This is a genomic window from Marinomonas foliarum, assembly GCF_003337275.1.
Classification (GTDB): Bacteria; Pseudomonadota; Gammaproteobacteria; order Pseudomonadales; family Marinomonadaceae; genus Marinomonas; species Marinomonas foliarum.
In genome coordinates, this window is record NZ_QPJQ01000003.1 from 19,778 (window position 1) to 39,569 (window position 19,792).

Sequence of the window (19,792 nt, forward strand, 5' to 3'; positions counted from 1 at the left end):
CTGTATTTGGATTACCAACTGGCTTATCTGTTTTGGTCAATTATGATATTCACTTAAACTAACCGTTTTTATGATCTGTTTGTACTAAAGAGGCCAATTCGTCAAATTTCATTGACTATCATCACTATTATTTCGAGTATGGTGATGTATGAGTTTGTTGGTTATAGCATGCCAGATAACAGAACAAAATAAACTACTATTTCTTGAGAAGATGAGTAACGAAATGTATTTAGGTCTTGATCTTGGAACCTCTGGGTTGAAAGGGGTTGTTATTGATACTGATGGAAACGTTCTAGCGCAAGAGTCGGTTTCTTTGGTCGTTAGCTCGCCTCAAACTCTCTGGTCGGAGCAAGACCCTGAGTCATGGTGGCAAGCTTGCATAGAGGTGATTCAGCAGTTACAGCAGCGTTTAGATTTAAGTAAATTAAAGGCAATTGGCCTTTCTGGACAAATGCATGGCGCTACTTTGCTTGATGCTCAAGGTAGCATTTTACGGCCTTGTATCCTATGGAATGATGGCCGTAGTCAAACTCAATGTACAGCATTGATGACGCAGTTTCCTGAACTAATGGAGCGCTCAGGTAATCTTGCTATGCCTGGCTTTACAGCCCCTAAAATACGTTGGGTGCAGGAGAATGAGCCAGAAATCTTCGAAAAGCTGGCATTCGTTCTACTTCCTAAAGACTATTTGGCTTATCGATTGACAGGTATTATGTCGTCAGACTGCTCTGATGCTGCAGGTACGCTTTGGCTAAACCCTCAAACACGACAATGGGACGATGCTTTATTGGCTGCCACTGGGTTAACTCAGTCTAATATGCCAACGGTTTATGAAGGCTGCGACATGGTGGGAAGATTATCGGATACAACAGCGCAAGAGTTGCAATTGCCTCCATTGCCTTTAGTGGCTGGTGCCGGTGATAACGCTGCTGGTGCGGTCGGTATGGGTATAACGAACCCTGGTCAAGGCTTTATTTCCTTGGGTACATCTGGTGTTTATTTCACAGTGAGTGAGTCCCATAAAGCCAATCCAGAAAATACAGTACATGCATTTTGTCATGCGTTGCCTAATCGTTGGCACCAAATGGGTGTCACTCTTAGTGCCGCAAACTCTTTAGCTTGGTTTGCAAAGCTGGTCGATAAATCAGTTGCTGAGTTGTTAGATGCTTTAGAGGATAGTGAAATCCAACGCACCAATGTGTTGTTTTTACCGTATCTTAGCGGTGAACGAACGCCGCACAATGATCCTTTGGCGAACGGGCAATTTGTCGGTCTGACCAACATCACGAATACCGAAATGATGACGCTGGCAATATTAGAAGGTGTGGCATTCTCTTTATTGGATTGTCAAAATGCCTTGGACAGCGCTGGTAGCTTTGTGGATGAATTGTCACTTATTGGGGGCGGAGCTCGCTCTGCCATGTGGCGCCAAATTATTGCCAATGTATTAAATAAACGTCTTATTTACCGTGATGGTGGTGATGTCGGTCCTGGTTTGGGAGCGGCGCGTTTGGCCTTGTTAGGTGAGCAACATAGCCAAGGCAAAGACATAGAGTTACTGATTGCAGAATATTGCACTATGCCAGATGTATTGGAAGTGAATGAGCCTGATCCGACTTTCGGACGATACTACCAAGACAAATACACTTTATATAAATCCTTTTACCAATCCACTAAAGGGTTTAATGAGAAGTTGGCCTCTCTGATCTCTTTATAGATATCCTTGTCTAAATAAGAGAAACGCCGTTGAACAGATAATGTACAACGGCGTTTTTTTGGATGTGTACTTGTTGCTTTAAGTTATTATGATACGGGAACTACACCTTCAATGTGAATATTACTTTGAGAGCGAAAATCTCTTGGGGTAACGCCTTTTAATTCATGAAATCGACGGTTAAAGTTGGCGACATTATTGAATCCGACTTGAAAGCAAATAGTAGCGATTTGTTGATCGGTTTCTGTTAATAAACTGCAAGCGCGGCTGACTCTAACGCGATTTACAAACTCAATAAAACGATTCCCTGTTGCTTTTTTAAAGAAGCGTGAAAAATGGCTATCGGACATGCCTATCAAACTGGCTACGCTAGAAAGCGTAATATCTTGGCTGTAATTTTGGGAGACATAATCTACAACCGTATTTATTTTCCGTTGCAGCGTCTCATTGGATTTTAGGTCGATTTGTACCGTTGAAAGTAAGCGGTAGCTCCGACTTTGTGCGAGCTTTTGCAATAAAGGTAGAGCAATAATCAGTCGTGATAAACCACTCGAATCCCTTACATTCCGAAATATTTCTTCTAAAAACTTATGGTCTAGGTCAAAAAACTCGATACCAGATTTTGCTCTTGCCAGCATAGGTAGGACTTCAGCAAGTTCAGGGATGATTTTCATGCCATTGGAAAAAGACTCATGGTCGAAGCGGATTACCATGTCTCTGAGTTGTACAACTTGTTGATCGTCTTGGCATATCCAATTGTGAGGAAGTCTGGGACCGGTCAAAATGAGTTGGCCGGGAGAGTAATTTCCAATGTAGTCCCCAACAAATACTTTACCTGATGTTGCGACTATAAAATGCAATTCATAGTCATCATGAGCATGCCAACGAATAAGATCACTTGGATGCCCATGTTCAAGATAGCGAATAGTTTCGTTGTCTTGAACAATTTCATATTCGGGGGTGATGCGTTTGGCGGTATTGGGCATAATATTCTCGCTCAAACAGCGAAAGATGGTGATGTCTCTGCATCGTGCGCTGTTTTATGTTCTTATTCTTTTATAAAAATGCACTCAAAAAATTAAGGTAATAACTAAATTGTAATACCTTAATTTCTTGAATTAGAGATACTTCTATCTAAGCATACTTTTCCATATTTGTCTGAATAGCTTGAGTAAGCTGAACAACAAAATCAGGAAATTCAGTTGGTATGTTACCCCATAAGAACCGATCTGTAGCAAAAGCCTGAATACCAGCAGCATCATTACCAAACGCAGCCAATGAGGCCTTATTTGGCTCATGATATGGTGTAGCTACTTTGCCTTGATTCGACAATTGCATAAAAGTAAACCAACTAGCAATGCCTTGGATCGTTTTTGTCGGAGTGCGGCCTTTGCGATAAACGCCTTCCAGTGTTGGGAAAACGAAAATCGGAAACTTGGCATAACCGTCCGTACAAATACGCTCAACCGTGTCACCAATATTGGCATTGCTAAAGCGCTGCGCAATAATGTCGAAATAAGCGGGTAGATCCACCACTGAATCACCAATAGCTGGAATCGAGTCTTGCAGAATAAAGTCTGTAAAATACTGTTTTAATTCATCGTCTCGCATGGCTTCATCAAAGTAAGTGAGACCTTTTAATGCCGCTTGATACGTAACACAGGTGTGACCAGCATTAAGAATACGAATCTTCGCCTCTTCAAACGGGTCCACCTTATCAACGAATTGAACACCAACTAGATCAAGAGCGGGTTTTTCGCCTACAAAATTGTCTTCCACTACCCATTGAATAAAGTCCTCGCCCATGACGGTCATATCATCATCAACACCAAAGCGGGCGCGAACATCATCCACATGTTGTTGGCTTGGCTTAGGCGTAATACGATCAACCATAGAGCAAGGGAAAGACACATTGACAGCAACCCATGCTGCTAAAGAGTAATCATTCTTAGCTTCTAAAAATTGCATCAGGCCGGTTTTGAGCAATTCACCATTATGGCGAAGGTTATCGCAGCACAGCAGCGTAATTTTGGCTTTTGACGTTTCGCTGCGAAGTTTAAGCCCTGCATATAAGAAAGCATAAAGAGTGTTACGTGCCCCTTCTATGTCCGCCTTTATTGCTGGGTGCTCAAGCATCAAACGGCGGTTTTCATCAAGGTAGTAACCGCCCTCTGTGACAGTGGAGGTGACGAGTTGAATCTTAGCGTCAGCAAGTGTCTCATCGACTTTCTTCGGTGCTTGCGCTCCGTCAATTTGCTGAACAATAGAGCGAATGTGCTCGTAATTCGTTGTGCCATCCGCAGCCATGGTTTTTAAGATATATTCGCCTTTTTGCTTAATAAAACGATCGAAAGCTTGACTATCTTGTGGGCGAATATTGACGCCAATAACCCCCCAGTTTTGTTGAGCGGTATGAGCTAGCAGTCGATCAATGTACACAGCTTGGTGGGCGCGGTGAAAAGCGCCAACTCCCAAGTGGACTATGCCTGCTTGAATAGCATCTTTAGCATAGTTTTGTACGCAAAGCTGCTCCACATTGGAGGAAGCTTGTAAGTAATTAGCCATATTACGCTTCCTCTGGAATAACAGAGATGACACGGTCACTTTCGTTAAACAAAATGATTTCTGAAACATCAATTTTGATATTGACTTCTTGACCGTCTTTTAGCTCTGTTCGAGCGGGCGCTTTGATGATAATAGTTTGATCACTAGACAGCTGTAGATGGGCATAGGCCTCTGAACCTAAATGTTCAACCAATTCAATGCGTCCGGTTAAATCTCCATCGGTTTCCACCAAGGACATGTGCTCTGGGCGAATGCCAATGACAACAGAGTCCGGCAACGGTCCCTTCAAGCGGTTAGCAGGGAAAGGTATTTGTTGTCCTAATAAATCGATCGATAACGTGTCTTCATTGCGCACAATTCTATTAGCTGGGATGAGATTCATTTTTGGCGTGCCAATGAACTCTGCAACAAAGCGGCTGTTAGGTTGGCGGTAAAGTTCTAATGGCGTGCCGACTTGTTCTATCTGACCTGCATTAAGAATAACTACGCGATCAGCCAAGGTCATTGCTTCGACCTGATCATGAGTTACATAAATCATGGTAGTGCCAAGTTTTTTGTGTAGGCGAGCCAACTCCAAACGCATTTGCACACGAAGGGCTGCATCTAAGTTAGAGAGTGGTTCATCAAACAAGAAAACTTTAGGTTGGCGAACGATAGCTCGGCCAATGGCAACACGTTGACGCTGACCACCAGATAGTTCTTTCGGTTTACGCTCTAATAATGCATCAAGTTGCAAAGAAGCCGACACTGAACGGACTTTGTCTTTGATTTCCGCGTCAGATACTTTGGCAAGACGGAGAGCAAACGACAGGTTGTCTGCTACCGTCATATGTGGATACAGCGCATAAGATTGGAACACCATGGCAAGGTCACGCTTTGATGACGCGACTTCAGTAATGTCTCTGCCATCTAGATCTATGCTTCCGCCTGTGCTGGATTCAAGGCCAGCAATAGTGCGTAGCAAAGTGGATTTACCACAGCCAGAAGGACCAACGAAGACGACGAATTCGCCTTCACTAATAGAAAGGTTGATACCGCGAAGAGCATGGTAATTGTCGTAATGTTTTTGTAGATCTGTAATCGCTAAGTAAGTCATAAAAAAGCTTCCTAATAATTATTTTACGGCGCCGAATGTAAGGCCTTGGACCAATTGTTTTTGACAGAACCAACCGAAAATGACGATCGGTGCGCAAGCAAGCGTGGAGGCTGCAGACAGCTTCGCCCAGAACAAACCCTCAGGGCTTGAGTAAGAGGCGATCATCGCGGTTAATGGCGCGGCATCGGAGGCGGTTAAGTTGAGAGACCAGAATGCTTCGTTCCAGCAAAGTACGATAGACAAAAGAGCTGTAGACGAGATAGCACCGACGGACAGCGGTAAAACGACTTTGACAACTTCGTCCCAAGGTGTGGCGCCGTCCATGCGGGCTGCTTCTAGAATTTCTTTTGGTAGATCTTTGAAGTAAGAAAACAGCATCCAAACGATAATGGGCAAATTCATCAGGGTGAAAATAATCACCAAAGCTGTTTTAGAGTCCAATAAACCATAGTTTCGGCAAAGGATGTAAATCGGTACCAAAACACCTACGGCTGGAAGCATTTTGGTAGAGAGCATCCAAAGCAGAATGTCTTTGGTGCGTTTACCAGGGAAAAACGCCATGGAGTAAGCCGCTGGGATGGCAATGATCAAAGCGATGATGGTAGAACCAAATGACGTAACGACTGAGTTCCAAGCATGGTGAAGGTAATCACTGCGTTCCTGAACAATTCGGAAGTTATCCAGTGTGGGCTCAAAAAATAGTGATGGTGGTACGGAAATCGCCTGCAATTCGGTTTTGAACGAGGTGATAAACATCCAAAAAATCGGGAAAAATAACACCAATGCGACTGTCCATGCGAACAAGCCAGTCAGAATGGTTTTTAGTTTACGTTGTTGATTAAGTGTCATTGTATTCACCTCACACCGTTAAGTTTTTGCCAACGGCACGAATTAAGAAAATGGCTACAATATTGGCAAGCAATACGGCAAACAAGCCACCAGCAGAAGCCACACCAACGTCATATTGAAGAAGCGCTTGGTTATAAATCAAATACGCCAAGTTGGTACTGTCGTAACCTGGGCCGCCACCTGTTGAGACGAAAATCTCAGCAAATACAGCCAACAAAAAGATGGTTTCGATCATTACTACCACAGCAATAGGGCGAGCAAGATGTGGAATAGTTAAGTAGCGAAAGATGTGCCAGCCTGTAGCACCGTCCATTTGAGCGGCTTCTTTCTGCTCAGTATCTTGGGATTGAAGTGCGGTCACAAACACTAAAATAGCAAACGGCAGCCACTGCCAGCTGACCATGATAATGACGGACATCAACGGATAACTAGATAGCCAATCTATTGGCTCGAAGCCGAGTGATTCAGATATCCATGCGAAAATGCCATAGACAGGGTTCATCATCATATTTTTCCAAATCAATGCATTGACTGTTGGCATGATGAAGAAAGGAGATATTAATAAAACGCGGACAATGCCTTGCCCAAAAAATGGTTTATCAATCAAAGCGGACAGCATCACACCTACAACCACCGTGATAATCAAAACGGAGAGTAGCAGAATGAGAGTGTTCGATACCGCAGGAATGAAGCCGGGGTCGGTGATAAAAAACTCAAAGTTCATCCAGCCGACAAAGTTGTTTTGACCTGGGTACAATAAGTTGTAGCGAATGGTTGAAAAATAAATGGTCATGGATAATGGGATGATCATCCAAACCAAAAGCATGATGACTGATGGTGCCATTAATAAGCGAGTGATTGAGCGCTTCATGGTGAGTTTCTCTTATTATAAGCAGGGTGCTTGTTCTTAAATAGAACGAATCAAAAGTAAGAAATAGGGCTTTTCAGCCCTATTTCTTTGTCGAGCTTAAAAAAGGTTAGTAATAACCCGCTTGACGCATTTGACGATCTGCAGAGGTATTGGCAGATTTCAAGGCTTGATCGACTGTCATAGAGCCAGATAATGCACCTGAGATCATTTGACCTGCTGTTGTCCCAATTGCTTGGAACTCAGGGATAGCAGCAAACTGCACACCAACATAAGGTGATGGTTTTAATGTACTGTCAGTTGGATCCGCAGAATTAATAGCTTTCAATTCAGCGTCAGCAAAGACAGCAGCTTTTTGGAACTTAGGGTTTTCATATGTGCTGGTTCGCGTACCTGTAGGAACGGCTGCCCAGCCATTCTTTTGACCCACTAGCTGAATGTATTCCTTAGAGGTCGCCCAGCGGACAAACTTCTGTGCTGCTTCAGCATTTTTCGTTGCAGCTGGAATACCAAGTGCCCAAGCCCATAGCCAGTTAGCCCCTTTTTCGGTAACAGAGTAAGGTGATTGTGCAAAACCAACTTTGTCTGCTACTTTACTTTGTTTAGGATCAGTCACGAAAGATGCCGCGATAGTGGCATCAATCCACATGCCGCACTTGCCTTCGTTGAATAATGCTAAGTTTTCATTAAAGCTGTTGCTGCTTGAGCCAGGAGGGCCATATTTTGTTAACAAATCAACGTAGAAGCTAACGGCATCTTTCCATTCGCTAGTTTCTAGCTGAGGCTTCCAGTTTTCGTCAAACCAACGAGCACCAAAAGAGTTTGCCATGGCAGTCATAAAGGCCATGTTGTCACCCCAGCCGGCTTTACCACGTAAGCAAATTCCGTAGATACCTTCATCTGGGTTATTAACGGCAGCAGCGACGTCACTAATATGTTCCCAGCTGTCACGGTCATTGATTTCCATTCCAGCGGCTTTAACAAGGTCTTTACGGTACATAACCATAGAGCTCTCGCCATAGAATGGTGCTGCATACATAGTGCCGTCATAAGATAGGCCGCCACGAATAGATGGCAGAATATCTTTTTCATCGTAGTTTCCGCTTGTGTCTACTGCTTGTAGCCAACCACGCTCGCCCCAGATAGGCGCTTCATACATACCGATTGTCATTACGTCATAGAGTCCACTGCCATTTGCAATGTCTTGAGTAACGTTTTGACGTAGCACACCTTCTTCCAAAGTTACCCATTTTACTTTTATACCTGGGTTGGCTTTTTCAAATTCAGGAGTCAGTTTTTGCATTTCAATCATGTGACCGTTATTTACTGTAGCCACTGTGATTTGTGTTGCAGAGAATGCACTCGCAGCAGTCATCGCTGCTGTGATAGATACCGCATAAGTTAGGGTATTCTTGGTAAGGCGTTTCATAGGTTTCCCCCAGTTTGGAGTTTCTTTGTTTTTATAGTCGTACCTAATTCTTGATAATTGGTTATCAAGTGATTATCAATATAAGTTATATAATAATTGACCTGTTAATACATAATATGCCAATAATTGTACTATTTTGTTTCATTTGGTGTTAATTGGCTGTAATTGAGTCAATATAATACTCTTTTGCGGTTCTTTTTATGGGGCTATCTCTTTGACTAATAAGGTTTTACATGACAAATGTCAGTAATCTATGCCGAGGCGTTTTCGTTTTTTTTACATAAATGGCTATAATGGCGACATTCTAGTTAAGGGGTTATGCCATGAGTGAAACAGTGGAATCATTGAGTTTTAAACGTCTTAAAATGCAGTGTCGTCGAGGCATGTTAGAGCTTGATGTTCTTCTTGAACCTTTTTTATCGGATGTGTATCTGACATTGGAAGAGGAAGATAAACAGAGGTTCACTCGTTTGTTAACCTGTGAGGATCAGGAATTGTTCCCTTGGTTTATGCAAAGTGAAGTGCCAGAAGATGAAGATCATGCCCGCATTGTTAATGTTATTTTGACTCGTGTTCAGCCTGAAAACTACCGAGCTTAAACGCTCTTGGATCGGTTTAAGCTTATGGCTGTTGACGGTCCTGGCTTATATGGCTTTACTGCAAGTTTTTTGGATGCCCGCTTTTTGGCGGGCATTGTTTTATGTCGGTGTTGGACTGTTTTGTATAATATTATTAGTTCGTGTATTTCTTAGAGAGAATCAACTGGTTGGGATTGGTGAGCAGGGTGCATATTTATTTAAGCGTGGACGTTATGAAAGGCTAATATTTGTGCGCGCTAACAATCTTCAATTGATTGCTAGAGTGGATCCCGATCAGGCATTTCTTGCGAGTATTTGGCCAAGTTACCGAGTTATTTATCGAGACAGTGTTCCGCTGGATGAATACCATACGTTGCTCTCTTTCGCGGCACAGCAAATTTTACTGCGCCGCAGTGAAGAGGCTAAAAAACGTTTTAGTTCTAGAAACTAGACGCTTTTTCTTCATCTGTTTTCTTGGGTGTGAGTATCGTTGGAGAACTGGAGGCGAGTTTTTCTGGGTAATCCAGAGTAAAATGCAAACCTCGGCTTTCTTTGCGCGACATGGCTGAACGTATAATTAAGTCTGCCACGACAGCGAGGTTTCGGAGTTCGAGTAAATCGTTAGAAATCTTATAGTTAGTATAAAATTCTTGAATCTCAGATAACAATAAATCAACACGATGTTTGGCTCTTAATAGGCGTTTATCCGTTCTGACTATGCCAACATAATCCCACATAAAGCGTCGCAATTCTTGCCAGTTATGGGTAATTACCACATCTTCATCTGAGTTTGTGACTTTACTTTCATCCCAGTCCGGAATGGTTACATCATTTGTTTTTTGCTTGTATTCGGATATATGGTGAGCCGCTGAACGGGCAAATACAATACACTCTAGTAAAGAGTTACTAGCAAGACGGTTTGCGCCATGAAGCCCTGTATAAGCGGTTTCGCCGATAGCGTATAAGTTGTCTATATCGGTTGCACTGTGGCGATTTACCACGACACCACCGCAAGTATAGTGAGCAGCGGGTACGACTGGAATCGGCCCTTTGGTCATATCATGACCGTATTCCAAGCAGCGTTTATAAATGGTTGGGAAGTGCTCTTTGATAAATTCAGGGTCTTTATGAGATATATCTAGTAAAACATGATGAATACCGAGACGTTTCATTTCATGGTCAATTGCACGAGCAACAATGTCTCGAGGCGCTAGCTCTTTGCGCTTGTCAAACTTCGCCATGAACGAAGAGCCATCTGGAAGCAAGAGTTTACCGCCTTCGCCACGCACAGCTTCAGATATCAAAAAGGTTTTTGCTTTTGAGTCGTAAAGGCATGTTGGATGGAATTGGTTAAACTCCATGTTTGCTACTCGGCAACCTGCACGCCATGCCATGGCAATACCATCGCCAGAAGCAGTGTCAGGGTTGCTGGTGTATAGATAAACTTTGCTACTGCCACCACACGCCAAAGAGATAAACTGGCCGTGGAAGACCTCGATGACATCATCGTCTAGATTTAAAGCGTATACACCTACAGCACGATTAGGGCCGTCAATGCCAAGTTTGTCCGTGGTAATGACATCGATCGCAACACGATCGGGGTAAAAATCGATATTTGGGTGCTTGCTGGCATTTTTAATTAAAGTTTTTGATATAGCCAATCCAGTAGCGTCTGCGCTATGGATAATGCGTCTATGGCTATGACCACCTTCTTTTGTTAGATGATACTCTTCGCTTTCACCGTATCGGGTGAATGGCACGCCTTGATCTATTAGCCAGTCAATACTTTCTTTAGAATGTTCAACGGTAAAGCGAATGGCATCCGGGTCACCAAGTTCAACGCCAGCGTCAATCGTGTCATCAATATGAGAATCTATGGTGTCTTTGTCTGACAATACAGCAGCAACGCCACCTTGTGCATACAATGTAGAGCCTTCACGGATATCGGCCTTGGTCAAAATTGCCACACGATGCTGGTCAGCCAGCTCAAGAGCAAGTGTTAATCCAGCAGCGCCTGCGCCAATAATGACGATGTCGTATTTGTAATGTCGGCTCATTGTATTGATCTAATTATGACTAAAAAATTAATGTTACTATTGTTGTTACTGAATAGTGAATACTTTCTGAGATCACATTTTGAATATTCATCATACTTTGTCGTTTTGAGTTCGTTTTCTCTCGTCTAAACAGGTTGTTTAGAATATCAAGCGGGAACTCAAAGGGATGCGCGTTGTCTTCTCTTTAAGTAGCAAAGGCGCAGACGAACAGGTTTTTTTACATGAGGTGCCTATGCAGCACGAAACGTCTTCAGATCAGGCGTTAGTTGAAAAAGTACAGCAGGGCGACAAGCGGGCTTTCGATCTACTTGTAGTCAAATATCAATATAAGGTGATTGGCTTAATTGGACGTTATGTACAAGACAGAAGTGAAGTATTAGACGTAGCTCAAGATAGCTTTATAAAGGCGTATCGAGCGATTGGAAGTTTTCGTGGGGAAAGTGCTTTTTATACTTGGTTGTATCGTATTGCTGTCAATACAGCAAAAAACTACCTAGTCAGCCGTTCTCGTCGTCCGCCTGAATCTGATGTTGAGCTGGATAATGAAGAAGTATTCAGCGTCTATGAGTCCTTAGCGGATATAGACACACCTGAAGCTAAATTAAACAGTGATCGCCTTGAAAAAGCGATTCATTATGCCATTCAACAATTGCCAGAAGAGTTGCGCAGTGCATTAACACTACGAGAGTTTGATGGCCTGAGTTATGAAGATATTTCGTTGATTATGGACTGTCCTGTGGGGACGGTTCGTTCACGTATTTTTCGTGCTCGAGAGGCGGTAGAAAAACACATACGTCCCTTGACGGGGGCAGGAGAGTAAAGATGAAAGCTTTAAATGATGATTTATCAGAAAATCATAGCTCCCGAGAGAAAGGTAACTCCCTAGATGTGAATGGTTACCCTGACGTGCTCCCAAGCCTGTCCGCTATGTTCGATGGCGAGGCAACAGAGCAGGATTTAGAGTGTTTATTAAACGCAGACAGTAACGATATAAGCCGACAGTTAGAAAACTTTCACTTGATTCAACAAACACTTCATAAAGAGTCATCCGTAGCCGTTGGACTTGAAGGGAGTTTGTTGTCTCGTATTCGAGCTGAATTGGATGTCGACGCCTCTTTTTCAGATGTGCAAGACAATTCAGAGGAAAGCAACCTGCTACCTTTTGTGTTACCTACAGAAAGTAAGCACGCTTCTCGACCAGCTTGGCGCATGGCACTGTCTAGTGTAGCAATTGCAGCCAGCGTAACGTTTGTCGTTATCTTTGCTGGAAATGAAATGTTAACAACAGAATCGCAAGCGCCAAATTTAACAGCGGATGTTCGTTCGTCTTTGCCTGATATGGTAGTGACGCCTTTAGCAGAATTAGACGGCGAAGCATTGCAGTTCGATAATGTGAAGTTACAGCATTACCTTAGACAGCATGCTGAGCAAGCGACAATGACAGTAGGTCAAGGCATGATTCCTATGGCCCGTGTCGTTAGTTACCCGATAAAAGAGTAATTTATGAAATTGATTTCGCCATTTCACATTTTTTTCACGGTACTGTGTCTTATTATCTCAGGAACGAGCTTGGCAGGTAATAAACCGCCAGATGCTCTGCATTTGTTAAGAAGTATGACTCAGTCATTTTCGACACTTAGTTATGATGGCGTTTTTGTGCATTCTGAAGCTATGAATATGAACAGTATGCGTGTTCGCCATGGTCTGATGAATGGCGTTGAATATGAAAGTTTAGTGGATTTAGATGGTGACAAAATCGAAGTTTTACGCATTGATGACAAAATAATTTCTGTCTACCCTAATGCAATGGTTGCCAATACGCGTGCTCCACTGATACCGCCTTTTAGACGCTTTAAAGACGTTGAAAGTGATCGACTTATTAAAGGCTACGAAATGGTGATTAGTGACAATATAAGCCGGATTGCTGGCCGTAAAGTGGTCGCTGTAAAGCTTGTACCGAAGGATCAATATCGCTACGGACATCAGTTTTGGCTAGATGAAGAAAACCACTTTCTTTTAAAGCATGACATGATGAAAAAAGACGGTAAGTTATTAGAAAGAATCCAATTTACTTCTGTTAACTTTGCGCCAGACTTGAAAGAGAAAGACTTTGTCCCCAAAGAGGGTAGTTACGCAGAGTCTGTTGTTGATACACCGCCAAGACGAGTTAAAAACCTTTGGCAATTCGATTGGCTGCCTAAGGGATTTTCCTTAGTTTGGCCTGAAGCGCGTTCTTTGAATCATGGTACTAGTATGCTGCTGCTATCAGATGGCATGACAACGGTCTCCGTGTTTATTGAGCCAACAATGAAACCCAAATCCATGTCGATTTTGAATATGGGGGCGACCATTGCAGGTGAGCGTAGTATCAAGGTAAAAGATCAATTGTATTTGTTAACTATGGTGGGCGAAGTACCAGAGCCTACAATTGAAAAACTGATGACCGTATTTATGCCAAGGCCAGAGCATGATTGAAGAATCTGGAAAAGTGTTATCTATAGAAGAGGGGTTTGCTGATGTCGAAACGATTCGAACAAGCACTTGTACTTCTTGTCGTGCGCGTCACGGCTGTGGTCATCATGCGATTGCGCAAGTTTCTTCATCCAATAGAATGCGCATGAAGGCAATTGACTCTTTTAATGTGAAAGTGGGTCAAAGTGTTGTAGTTGGTATTCCAGAAGATACATTGCTACAAGCATCTGTTTGGATGTATCTGATTCCTTTGCTTGGCTTAGTCGGTGGCGCTGTTCTGCCATCCTTATGGAATGGCGAGTCTGGGATTGCGGTTATTTTCTCTATTATTGGTTTCGCGGGTGGTTTATTGCTAGCGCGTAACAAGTCGAAAAAAGAAATGCATAACTTGGATTATTATCCAAAAATCTTACGAATTGAGGCACTTAATGACGGTCATATCCCTTTGGTTGTGACGCCATAGATGTCTAATGATCTTCACCTGGCACTGTAATGAATTTGGTACGTCTTAAGGAGACCAATCAATGAACAGATTGCTCAAACACGTAAGCATGATCGTAGTCAGCACTTTTTTGATGACTTCAATGCTTTCTCATGCTGCTTCTCTGCCTGACTTCACCGAGTTAGTTGAAGAAGCGTCCCCCGCTGTCGTGAATATCAGTACTGAACAGGCTGTTACCACAAAAACGGCTAACGAAAGTGGTCAGCAATTAGGGCCAAATAGTGAAGAGCTTAACGAGTTCTTTAAGCACTTCTTTGGTCAGCAGCCTTTCGGACAGCAAGCGCCACCACAACAAGGGCAGCGCAGTTCTTTAGGTTCTGGTTTTATTGTTTCGCATGATGGTTACGTCTTGACCAATAACCACGTTATTGATGGTGCAGATGTTATTCATGTGCGTCTAAACGATCGTCGTGAATATGTTGCTAAGTTAGTTGGAACCGATCCACGTACCGATTTAGCCTTACTGAAAATCGATGCCGATGATTTACCTATTGTAAAAATGGGCGACTCAGACAAGCTTAAACCAGGTCAGTGGGTATTAGCGATTGGCTCACCATTTGGTTTTGACTACACGGTTACTGCCGGTATTGTCAGTGCAACAGGGCGAAATTTACCCTCTGATAACTATGTGCCTTTTATTCAAACAGATGTGGCGATTAACCCAGGTAACTCGGGTGGCCCTTTGTTTAACTTAGATGGTGAAGTTGTTGGTATAAATTCGCAAATCTATACTCGTTCTGGTGGCTTTATGGGCGTGTCATTTGCGATTCCTTCTAAAGTTGCCATGTCTGTGGTTGATCAGCTGAAGAGCGATGGTAAGGTTTCTCGCGCTTGGCTGGGCGTACTGATTCAGGATGTAAATAATGAACTGGCTGAATCATTTGGTTTAGACAGATCAAACGGTGCTTTAATCAGTCGCGTATTACCTGATTCACCAGCAGAGAAATCAGGCTTAAGATCAGGCGATATTATCTTGAAATTTAATGGTGAATCTATCGCGCATTCTGGTGAGCTGCCTTATATTGTAGGGCAAATGAAGGCGGGTGAAAAAGTTGATGCCAGAGTATATCGAGATGGTAAAGAACAAACTATCTCGGTGACGCTTGAAGCACGCCCTAATGACCCTAAAGTCATTGCGCAATCGCAACAGGATCAAAACCGTCTAGGTATGATTGTTGGAGAAGTGCCAGCAGACATGGCTAAGAAATTTGAAATTGAAGGTGGCGTTGTCATTGAGCAAGTGCTTGGTGGTACAGCGGCACGCAATGGACTTCAACCAGGTGATGTGATCACCATGCTGAATGGAAAGCGCATTGAGAATGTGGCGAATTTTACTGATATTGCTAAAAATATTCCCAATGGGCGTTCAGTGCCAATGCGAGTTATCAGGCAGGGTTACCCAATGTTTATTCCGTTCAAAATCATGGAATAGCGCAATTAGATAGAAAAAAGCGGCCATGGAGCCGCTTTTTTTATGCCTAAAACTTGTTAATAAAGGTTAGACGTGTAACTATTTTTAAGCAAAATGACTTACTTAGAATAAGTCTGATTTAAGTGGCGTATTGTTTTGGAGGTTAGGTTGTGGAGCAAGTTGTAGAGAAAGGGATCTGCTTTCGTTTGGGTGATGAGCGGTACATTCATTCTCTTTCTAACGTAAAAGAAGTTCTGAGTTACCAGTCTCCAGCACCTGTGCCCGGTGCAAACGAAGGCGTAGAGGGAATGATTGACGTACGTGGGAATATGGTCACTGTTTTGTATGGTACGCACCTGTTGAAATTAGACCCTAATGAATGTGAGGAGGAAGGTCATATTATTGTATTGGATTTTCCTACTGGTCATTTTGGCGTTCGGGTAGAGGAAGTCGAACAGGTGATAGATATACCACAAAATGTGGATACAAATGGCCTTGAGTACCGAGACCATCACTGTATTCAAGGTACAGTGCAGCTAAATAAAGAACTTTATATTCTCGTGGAGTTTAGTGACTACTGTAAAGCACTGGACTGAATAAGAATCAATGACGACCTAGAGATAAGCTCTCTGGGTCGTTTATGACTTTGTACTTGTAAATTTTTAGGTATTACAATTTTTTAGCGAAGATTTTGGAGTTACGTTGATAGTTATACAGCGCTTGTTTTTGCGTTGGTAAACTTGCCAATGTTGTTTCGCTAAAGCCTCGTTCGATAAACCAATGGGCTGTTCGAGTGGTAAGTAAAAAAAGCATTGAGAGATTAAGCCGCTTAGCAGCTTGTTCTATGCCTTTTAGTAAGCGTTCACCACGGTTAGATCCCCGATAGTCTGGGGATACGGCCAAACAAGCTAACTCACCAGAATATTCTTGTTCAAAAGGATACAAAGCTGCACAAGCGACAATCGCACCGTCTCGTTCGATGACAATAAAGCGGTCTATTTCATTTTCTAACAGCTCGCGTGATCGTCTAACCAAGATGCCTTTTTCTTCTAACGGGGATAGCAATGCCATCATGCCGCCAACATCATCAATATGTGCTGGGCGCAGTTGTTCATAACTGTCTTCGTCGATCATGGTGCCTGAGCCTTCACGAGTGAAGAGTTCTTGCAGCAAACCACCATTTTCATTGTACGAAATTAAATGCGCTCTCGGCACGCCTTTGCGGACCGCTTGCACGCAGGCATCTAACGCTGCGTGGGTAATGCTAGAGAGCGACTTTTCTTTCAGAATGGCTTCTGCGTCCTTTGTCAAAAGCTCAGAGTAAAGTTCACCATCACTTTTAAAGACGCCTTCTTCTTCAGCGTAAATAATAAGCTTGTCAGCCTTTAGTTGGGTGGCTGCTTGAATAGCGACGTCTTCACTTTTTAGGTTAAATACTTCACCAGTTGGTGAAAAGCCAAGGTGTGGAAGTAGCACCATGTTATCGTCTTCAAGCAAGCGAAAGATGGCTTCTGTATCAATACGGCGAACTTCACCTGTATGGCCGTAATCAATGCCATCAACGACACCCAAAGGCCTGGCGATAACATAATTACCACTACAAACTTTTAGTCTTGCGCCATCCATAGGTGTATTCGAAAGGCCCATAGACAATTGAGCTTCCAGCTGAACGCGCACCGCCGCAGAGGCTTGAATAATATCTAATAATTGGTCTTGCGGTGTCACTCGGTAATCGTCTTCTACATGGCTAACTAAACGGCGATTGGCTAAAACTCGGCTAATTTGTGGGCGTGCACCTTGTACTAACACAAGGCGGATTCCTAATGAATCCAGCAAAGCAAGGTCATGAATAATGCTTGAAAAGTGAGCACACTCAACCGCCTCACCTGGGATCAGTATGACGAAGGTTTTTCCCCTATGGGCATTAATATAGGGGGAAGAATGGCGGAACCAGTCCACATAGTTGAATTCTTCAGGCACGCTATTCCTCATTTTGTTGCTCGTTTAATTGAAGGCAGAAACGCTCGATAAGACCGCGAATTACCTCTTGCATAGGTTGAATTTGATCCAGTGCCATAAATTCATTTGGCTGGTGAGCCTGATCAATTGAGCCCGGCCCTAAAATCAACGTTTCCATTCCCATTTGATTTAGGAAGGAGCCTTCGGTTGCAAACGCCACTGTACTTGCTTGGCGTTTAGTTAAGACTTCACAAGCTTTTATGATATCCGATTCGACCGATGTATAAAAAGACGGAACATCAGGAAATAAGCTATTTAACTGTATTATTGTGCCTGTTTGTTCTTCGATACGAGGAAGTATGGCAGCAATTTCTGCTATGAGTGCTTGATTACTCATTCCTGGAAGGGCTCGTAGATCAAACTCAAGCTCACAACGTCCACAAATTCGATTCGGATTATCGCCGCCATGAATGCAGCCAAAATTCATTGTTGGGTAGTCGATAACAAAACTGGTATCACGGTAGTTTGCTTTTAATTGCTGACGAAATAACATTAATTCTGACATGACATCGTGCATGGCATCCAGCGCGTTGTTCCCCAGTGATGGATTAGAGGAGTGACCAGACTGTCCTGTGACTTGGATTCGCTCCATCATAATGCCTTTGTGGGCATAAATAGGAGTTAATGATGTGGGTTCACCTATTAGTGCATAGCGAGCCTTTAGTGTGCCTTGATCCACAAGTGCTCTAGCGCCTGACATAGAGCTCTCTTCGTCAGCGGTTGCCAGGATAATCAGTGGCTGCTTTAAATTGGATAGCTGCATTTGTCGAACAGTATCAATCACAATGGCAAAGAAGCCTTTCATGTCGCAGCTGCCAAGACCGTAAAGTTTTTGCTCTCTCTCTTCCAGCTTGAACGGGTCTGATTTCCAGCGGCCTTTATCGTAAGGGACGGTATCTGTGTGACCGGATAATACTAAACCACCATCGCCACTGCCAAGCGTCGCAATCAAATTGAATTTATTGGGATTGTCTGGCAAAGGCATCACTTCGCATTGAAAGCCTTGGGAACTGAGCCAATTTTCAAGCAATTGAATAACGCCTTTGTTTGACTGATCCCAATCAGCTTGACTACAACTGATAGAAGGCGATGCAATAAGCTGAGACATCATACTAATGAGCGAAGGCAATGCGGGCATAGAAAGTGTTCCTTGAATCCGAGTTATTAGCGAATATTACTACTGTACGCTAGGCATCTGGTACACTTGCTCGCACATTATTTTTTCTTTGTTGTTTGCTCAACAGCAAAGGTTTTAGAGGTTCGTATATTATGGCTACCGAGCTAGAGCTAAAGTTAATGCTTCAGTCAGACTATCTCAAGTGCGCAAGTGATTTTCTTGATGAAATTTGTGCGCTTTCTGATACAGATGATCAATCTCGTCAGCCAACCTTGGCTTTGATGAACGCCTATTTTGATACTGAAGACGCCAGTCTCATGAAAGGGGGAGTGGCAATACGTATCCGAGCGGTGAACAATACCTTTATTCAAACGGTAAAAACTCGTGGTAGTAATCGTATTGGCATGCACGCCCGAGGAGAGTGGGAGTGGTTTTTACCTAATGACCAATTAGATTTATCGCTATTGAGTGAAGTGCCTCTGCCAGAAAGCCTACAGGATATGTCTTGGGCTGGTGAACTGATAGAAGTATATCGTACGGACTTTGAGCGACAAGTTTGGAATATTCAATCCCAAGAAACCAAGATGGAAGTGGTTTGTGATCAAGGGTTGGTTACCTCACCCTATGGTGAAGACGCTATTTGCGAGTTGGAGTTGGAGTTGAAGCAAGGTGACGAATCTGGTTTATATCAATTTGCGCTGCAGTTGGCTGAACAGGTTCCAGTGCAAGTGAGCATTGTCTCTAAGGCTCAAAAAGGCGTACGTTTGAAATATGGGCAGATAGAGTTCCCTGATAAACCACTTGCGACGTCAAGCTCTATTGAGCTGGCGGCGTATTGGTATGAAGTATGGTTAGTGTATTGGGAGGCAATGTATTTCATGGAGGATGAAGCGCTTTTGCAACCATTCCGTCACTCTATGGCGCAGTTGAAAAACTGCTTACCAGACACATTAGCGCAGCAATTAACCGCGTTAGATAATGAGTTAATGCCTTATTTAGCAGACGAATCTGTTGTGTTAAAACAGTTAGCTGGCATGACAAACATTGGCGTCAATATGTTACTTGTCGGGCAATGGTTAAACAGCCAAGCTTAATGATCTATGTTGTAACGAAAA

Annotated in this window: 19 protein-coding genes; 10 read left to right on the plus strand and 9 right to left on the minus strand. The window is 43.1% G+C overall.

The genetic code is table 11. The annotated features are described in order from the left end of the window. Positions 1–148: 148 nt before the first annotated feature. On the plus strand, positions 149–1,717 hold the full coding sequence (gene xylB, locus DFP77_RS02020) for a xylulokinase (RefSeq protein ID WP_258861049.1): 1,569 nt from the start codon (positions 149–151) through the stop codon (positions 1,715–1,717). A gap of 86 nt (positions 1,718–1,803) precedes the next feature. On the opposite strand, the gene DFP77_RS02025 is transcribed toward xylB, so the two are convergent. The 6 genes from DFP77_RS02025 to DFP77_RS02050 form a co-directional block, all read right to left on the minus strand. Continuing rightward, on the minus strand, positions 1,804–2,700 hold the full coding sequence (locus DFP77_RS02025) for a helix-turn-helix domain-containing protein (protein ID WP_114410632.1): 897 nt from the start codon (positions 2,698–2,700) through the stop codon (positions 1,804–1,806). A 148-nt stretch (positions 2,701–2,848) separates the two neighbouring features. Continuing rightward, positions 2,849–4,279, minus strand: a complete 1,431-nt coding sequence (locus DFP77_RS02030) for a mannitol dehydrogenase family protein (protein WP_114410633.1) — start codon at positions 4,277–4,279, stop codon at positions 2,849–2,851. A gap of 1 nt (position 4,280) precedes the next feature. Further along, a complete protein-coding gene (locus DFP77_RS02035) occupies positions 4,281–5,375 on the minus strand; it encodes an ABC transporter ATP-binding protein (protein WP_114410634.1) in 1,095 nt (364 codons plus the stop codon). Positions 5,376–5,393: 18 nt separating this feature from the next. Next, positions 5,394–6,224 carry a carbohydrate ABC transporter permease gene (locus DFP77_RS02040; protein ID WP_114410635.1) on the minus strand — a complete coding sequence of 277 codons (831 nt, stop codon included), beginning with the start codon at positions 6,222–6,224 and terminating at the stop codon, positions 5,394–5,396. A gap of 10 nt (positions 6,225–6,234) precedes the next feature. Beyond that, entirely contained in the window at positions 6,235–7,095 is an 861-nt protein-coding gene (locus tag DFP77_RS02045) for a carbohydrate ABC transporter permease (protein WP_114410636.1), read from the minus strand. A gap of 106 nt (positions 7,096–7,201) precedes the next feature. After that, positions 7,202–8,521 (minus strand): ABC transporter substrate-binding protein, encoded by a 1,320-nt coding sequence (locus DFP77_RS02050; protein ID WP_114410637.1) that lies wholly within the window; start codon positions 8,519–8,521, stop codon positions 7,202–7,204. 323 nt (positions 8,522–8,844) lie between these two features. On the opposite strand from DFP77_RS02050, the gene DFP77_RS02055 reads away from it, so the two are divergent. Continuing rightward, on the plus strand, positions 8,845–9,120 hold the full coding sequence (locus tag DFP77_RS02055) for an FAD assembly factor SdhE (protein WP_114410638.1): 276 nt from the start codon (positions 8,845–8,847) through the stop codon (positions 9,118–9,120). Positions 9,121–9,169: 49 nt separating this feature from the next. Continuing rightward, complete coding sequence (locus DFP77_RS02060; RefSeq protein ID WP_147270544.1) at positions 9,170–9,550, plus strand: hypothetical protein; 381 nt, start codon at positions 9,170–9,172, stop codon at positions 9,548–9,550. Here the strand turns inward: DFP77_RS02060 and nadB are convergent. Further along, positions 9,540–11,156 (minus strand): L-aspartate oxidase, encoded by a 1,617-nt coding sequence (nadB, locus tag DFP77_RS02065; RefSeq protein ID WP_114410640.1) that lies wholly within the window; start codon positions 11,154–11,156, stop codon positions 9,540–9,542. The genes DFP77_RS02060 and nadB overlap by 11 nt on opposite strands. Before the next feature lie 232 nt (positions 11,157–11,388). Here nadB and rpoE point away from each other — a divergent pair, with 232 nt between their 5' ends. From rpoE to DFP77_RS02095, 6 genes are all read left to right on the plus strand, one after another. Then, positions 11,389–11,976, plus strand: coding sequence for an RNA polymerase sigma factor RpoE (rpoE, locus tag DFP77_RS02070; protein ID WP_114410783.1), 588 nt, complete (start codon positions 11,389–11,391; stop codon positions 11,974–11,976). 2 nt (positions 11,977–11,978) lie between these two features. Further along, positions 11,979–12,656 carry a sigma-E factor negative regulatory protein gene (locus tag DFP77_RS02075; protein ID WP_114410641.1) on the plus strand — a complete coding sequence of 226 codons (678 nt, stop codon included), beginning with the start codon at positions 11,979–11,981 and terminating at the stop codon, positions 12,654–12,656. Positions 12,657–12,659: 3 nt separating this feature from the next. Beyond that, the gene (locus DFP77_RS02080; RefSeq protein ID WP_114410642.1) at positions 12,660–13,631 is read left to right on the plus strand and encodes a MucB/RseB C-terminal domain-containing protein; all 972 of its coding nucleotides are present in this window, start codon (positions 12,660–12,662) and stop codon (positions 13,629–13,631) included. Further along, positions 13,624–14,091 carry a SoxR reducing system RseC family protein gene (locus DFP77_RS02085; protein WP_114410643.1) on the plus strand — a complete coding sequence of 156 codons (468 nt, stop codon included), beginning with the start codon at positions 13,624–13,626 and terminating at the stop codon, positions 14,089–14,091. Before DFP77_RS02080 ends, DFP77_RS02085 begins: the two co-directional genes overlap by 8 nt. Positions 14,092–14,152: 61 nt before the next feature. Next, positions 14,153–15,562, plus strand: coding sequence for a DegQ family serine endoprotease (locus DFP77_RS02090; protein WP_114410644.1), 1,410 nt, complete (start codon positions 14,153–14,155; stop codon positions 15,560–15,562). Positions 15,563–15,711: 149 nt separating this feature from the next. Next, positions 15,712–16,137, plus strand: coding sequence for a chemotaxis protein CheW (locus DFP77_RS02095; RefSeq protein ID WP_114410645.1), 426 nt, complete (start codon positions 15,712–15,714; stop codon positions 16,135–16,137). A 73-nt stretch (positions 16,138–16,210) separates the two neighbouring features. Here the strand turns inward: DFP77_RS02095 and argA are convergent, their stop codons facing one another. Together argA and argE are read right to left on the minus strand one after the other, a co-directional pair. Further along, positions 16,211–17,533, minus strand: a complete 1,323-nt coding sequence (argA, locus tag DFP77_RS02100; protein ID WP_114410646.1) for an amino-acid N-acetyltransferase — start codon at positions 17,531–17,533, stop codon at positions 16,211–16,213. Further along, the gene (gene argE, locus DFP77_RS02105) at positions 17,523–18,698 is read right to left on the minus strand and encodes an acetylornithine deacetylase (RefSeq protein ID WP_114410647.1); all 1,176 of its coding nucleotides are present in this window, start codon (positions 18,696–18,698) and stop codon (positions 17,523–17,525) included. Before argE ends, argA begins: the two co-directional genes overlap by 11 nt. A gap of 131 nt (positions 18,699–18,829) precedes the next feature. Between argE and DFP77_RS02110 the strand changes: the two genes are divergently transcribed. Continuing rightward, positions 18,830–19,771 (plus strand): CYTH domain-containing protein, encoded by a 942-nt coding sequence (locus tag DFP77_RS02110; RefSeq protein WP_114410648.1) that lies wholly within the window; start codon positions 18,830–18,832, stop codon positions 19,769–19,771. The last annotated feature ends 21 nt before the right edge of the window (positions 19,772–19,792 follow it).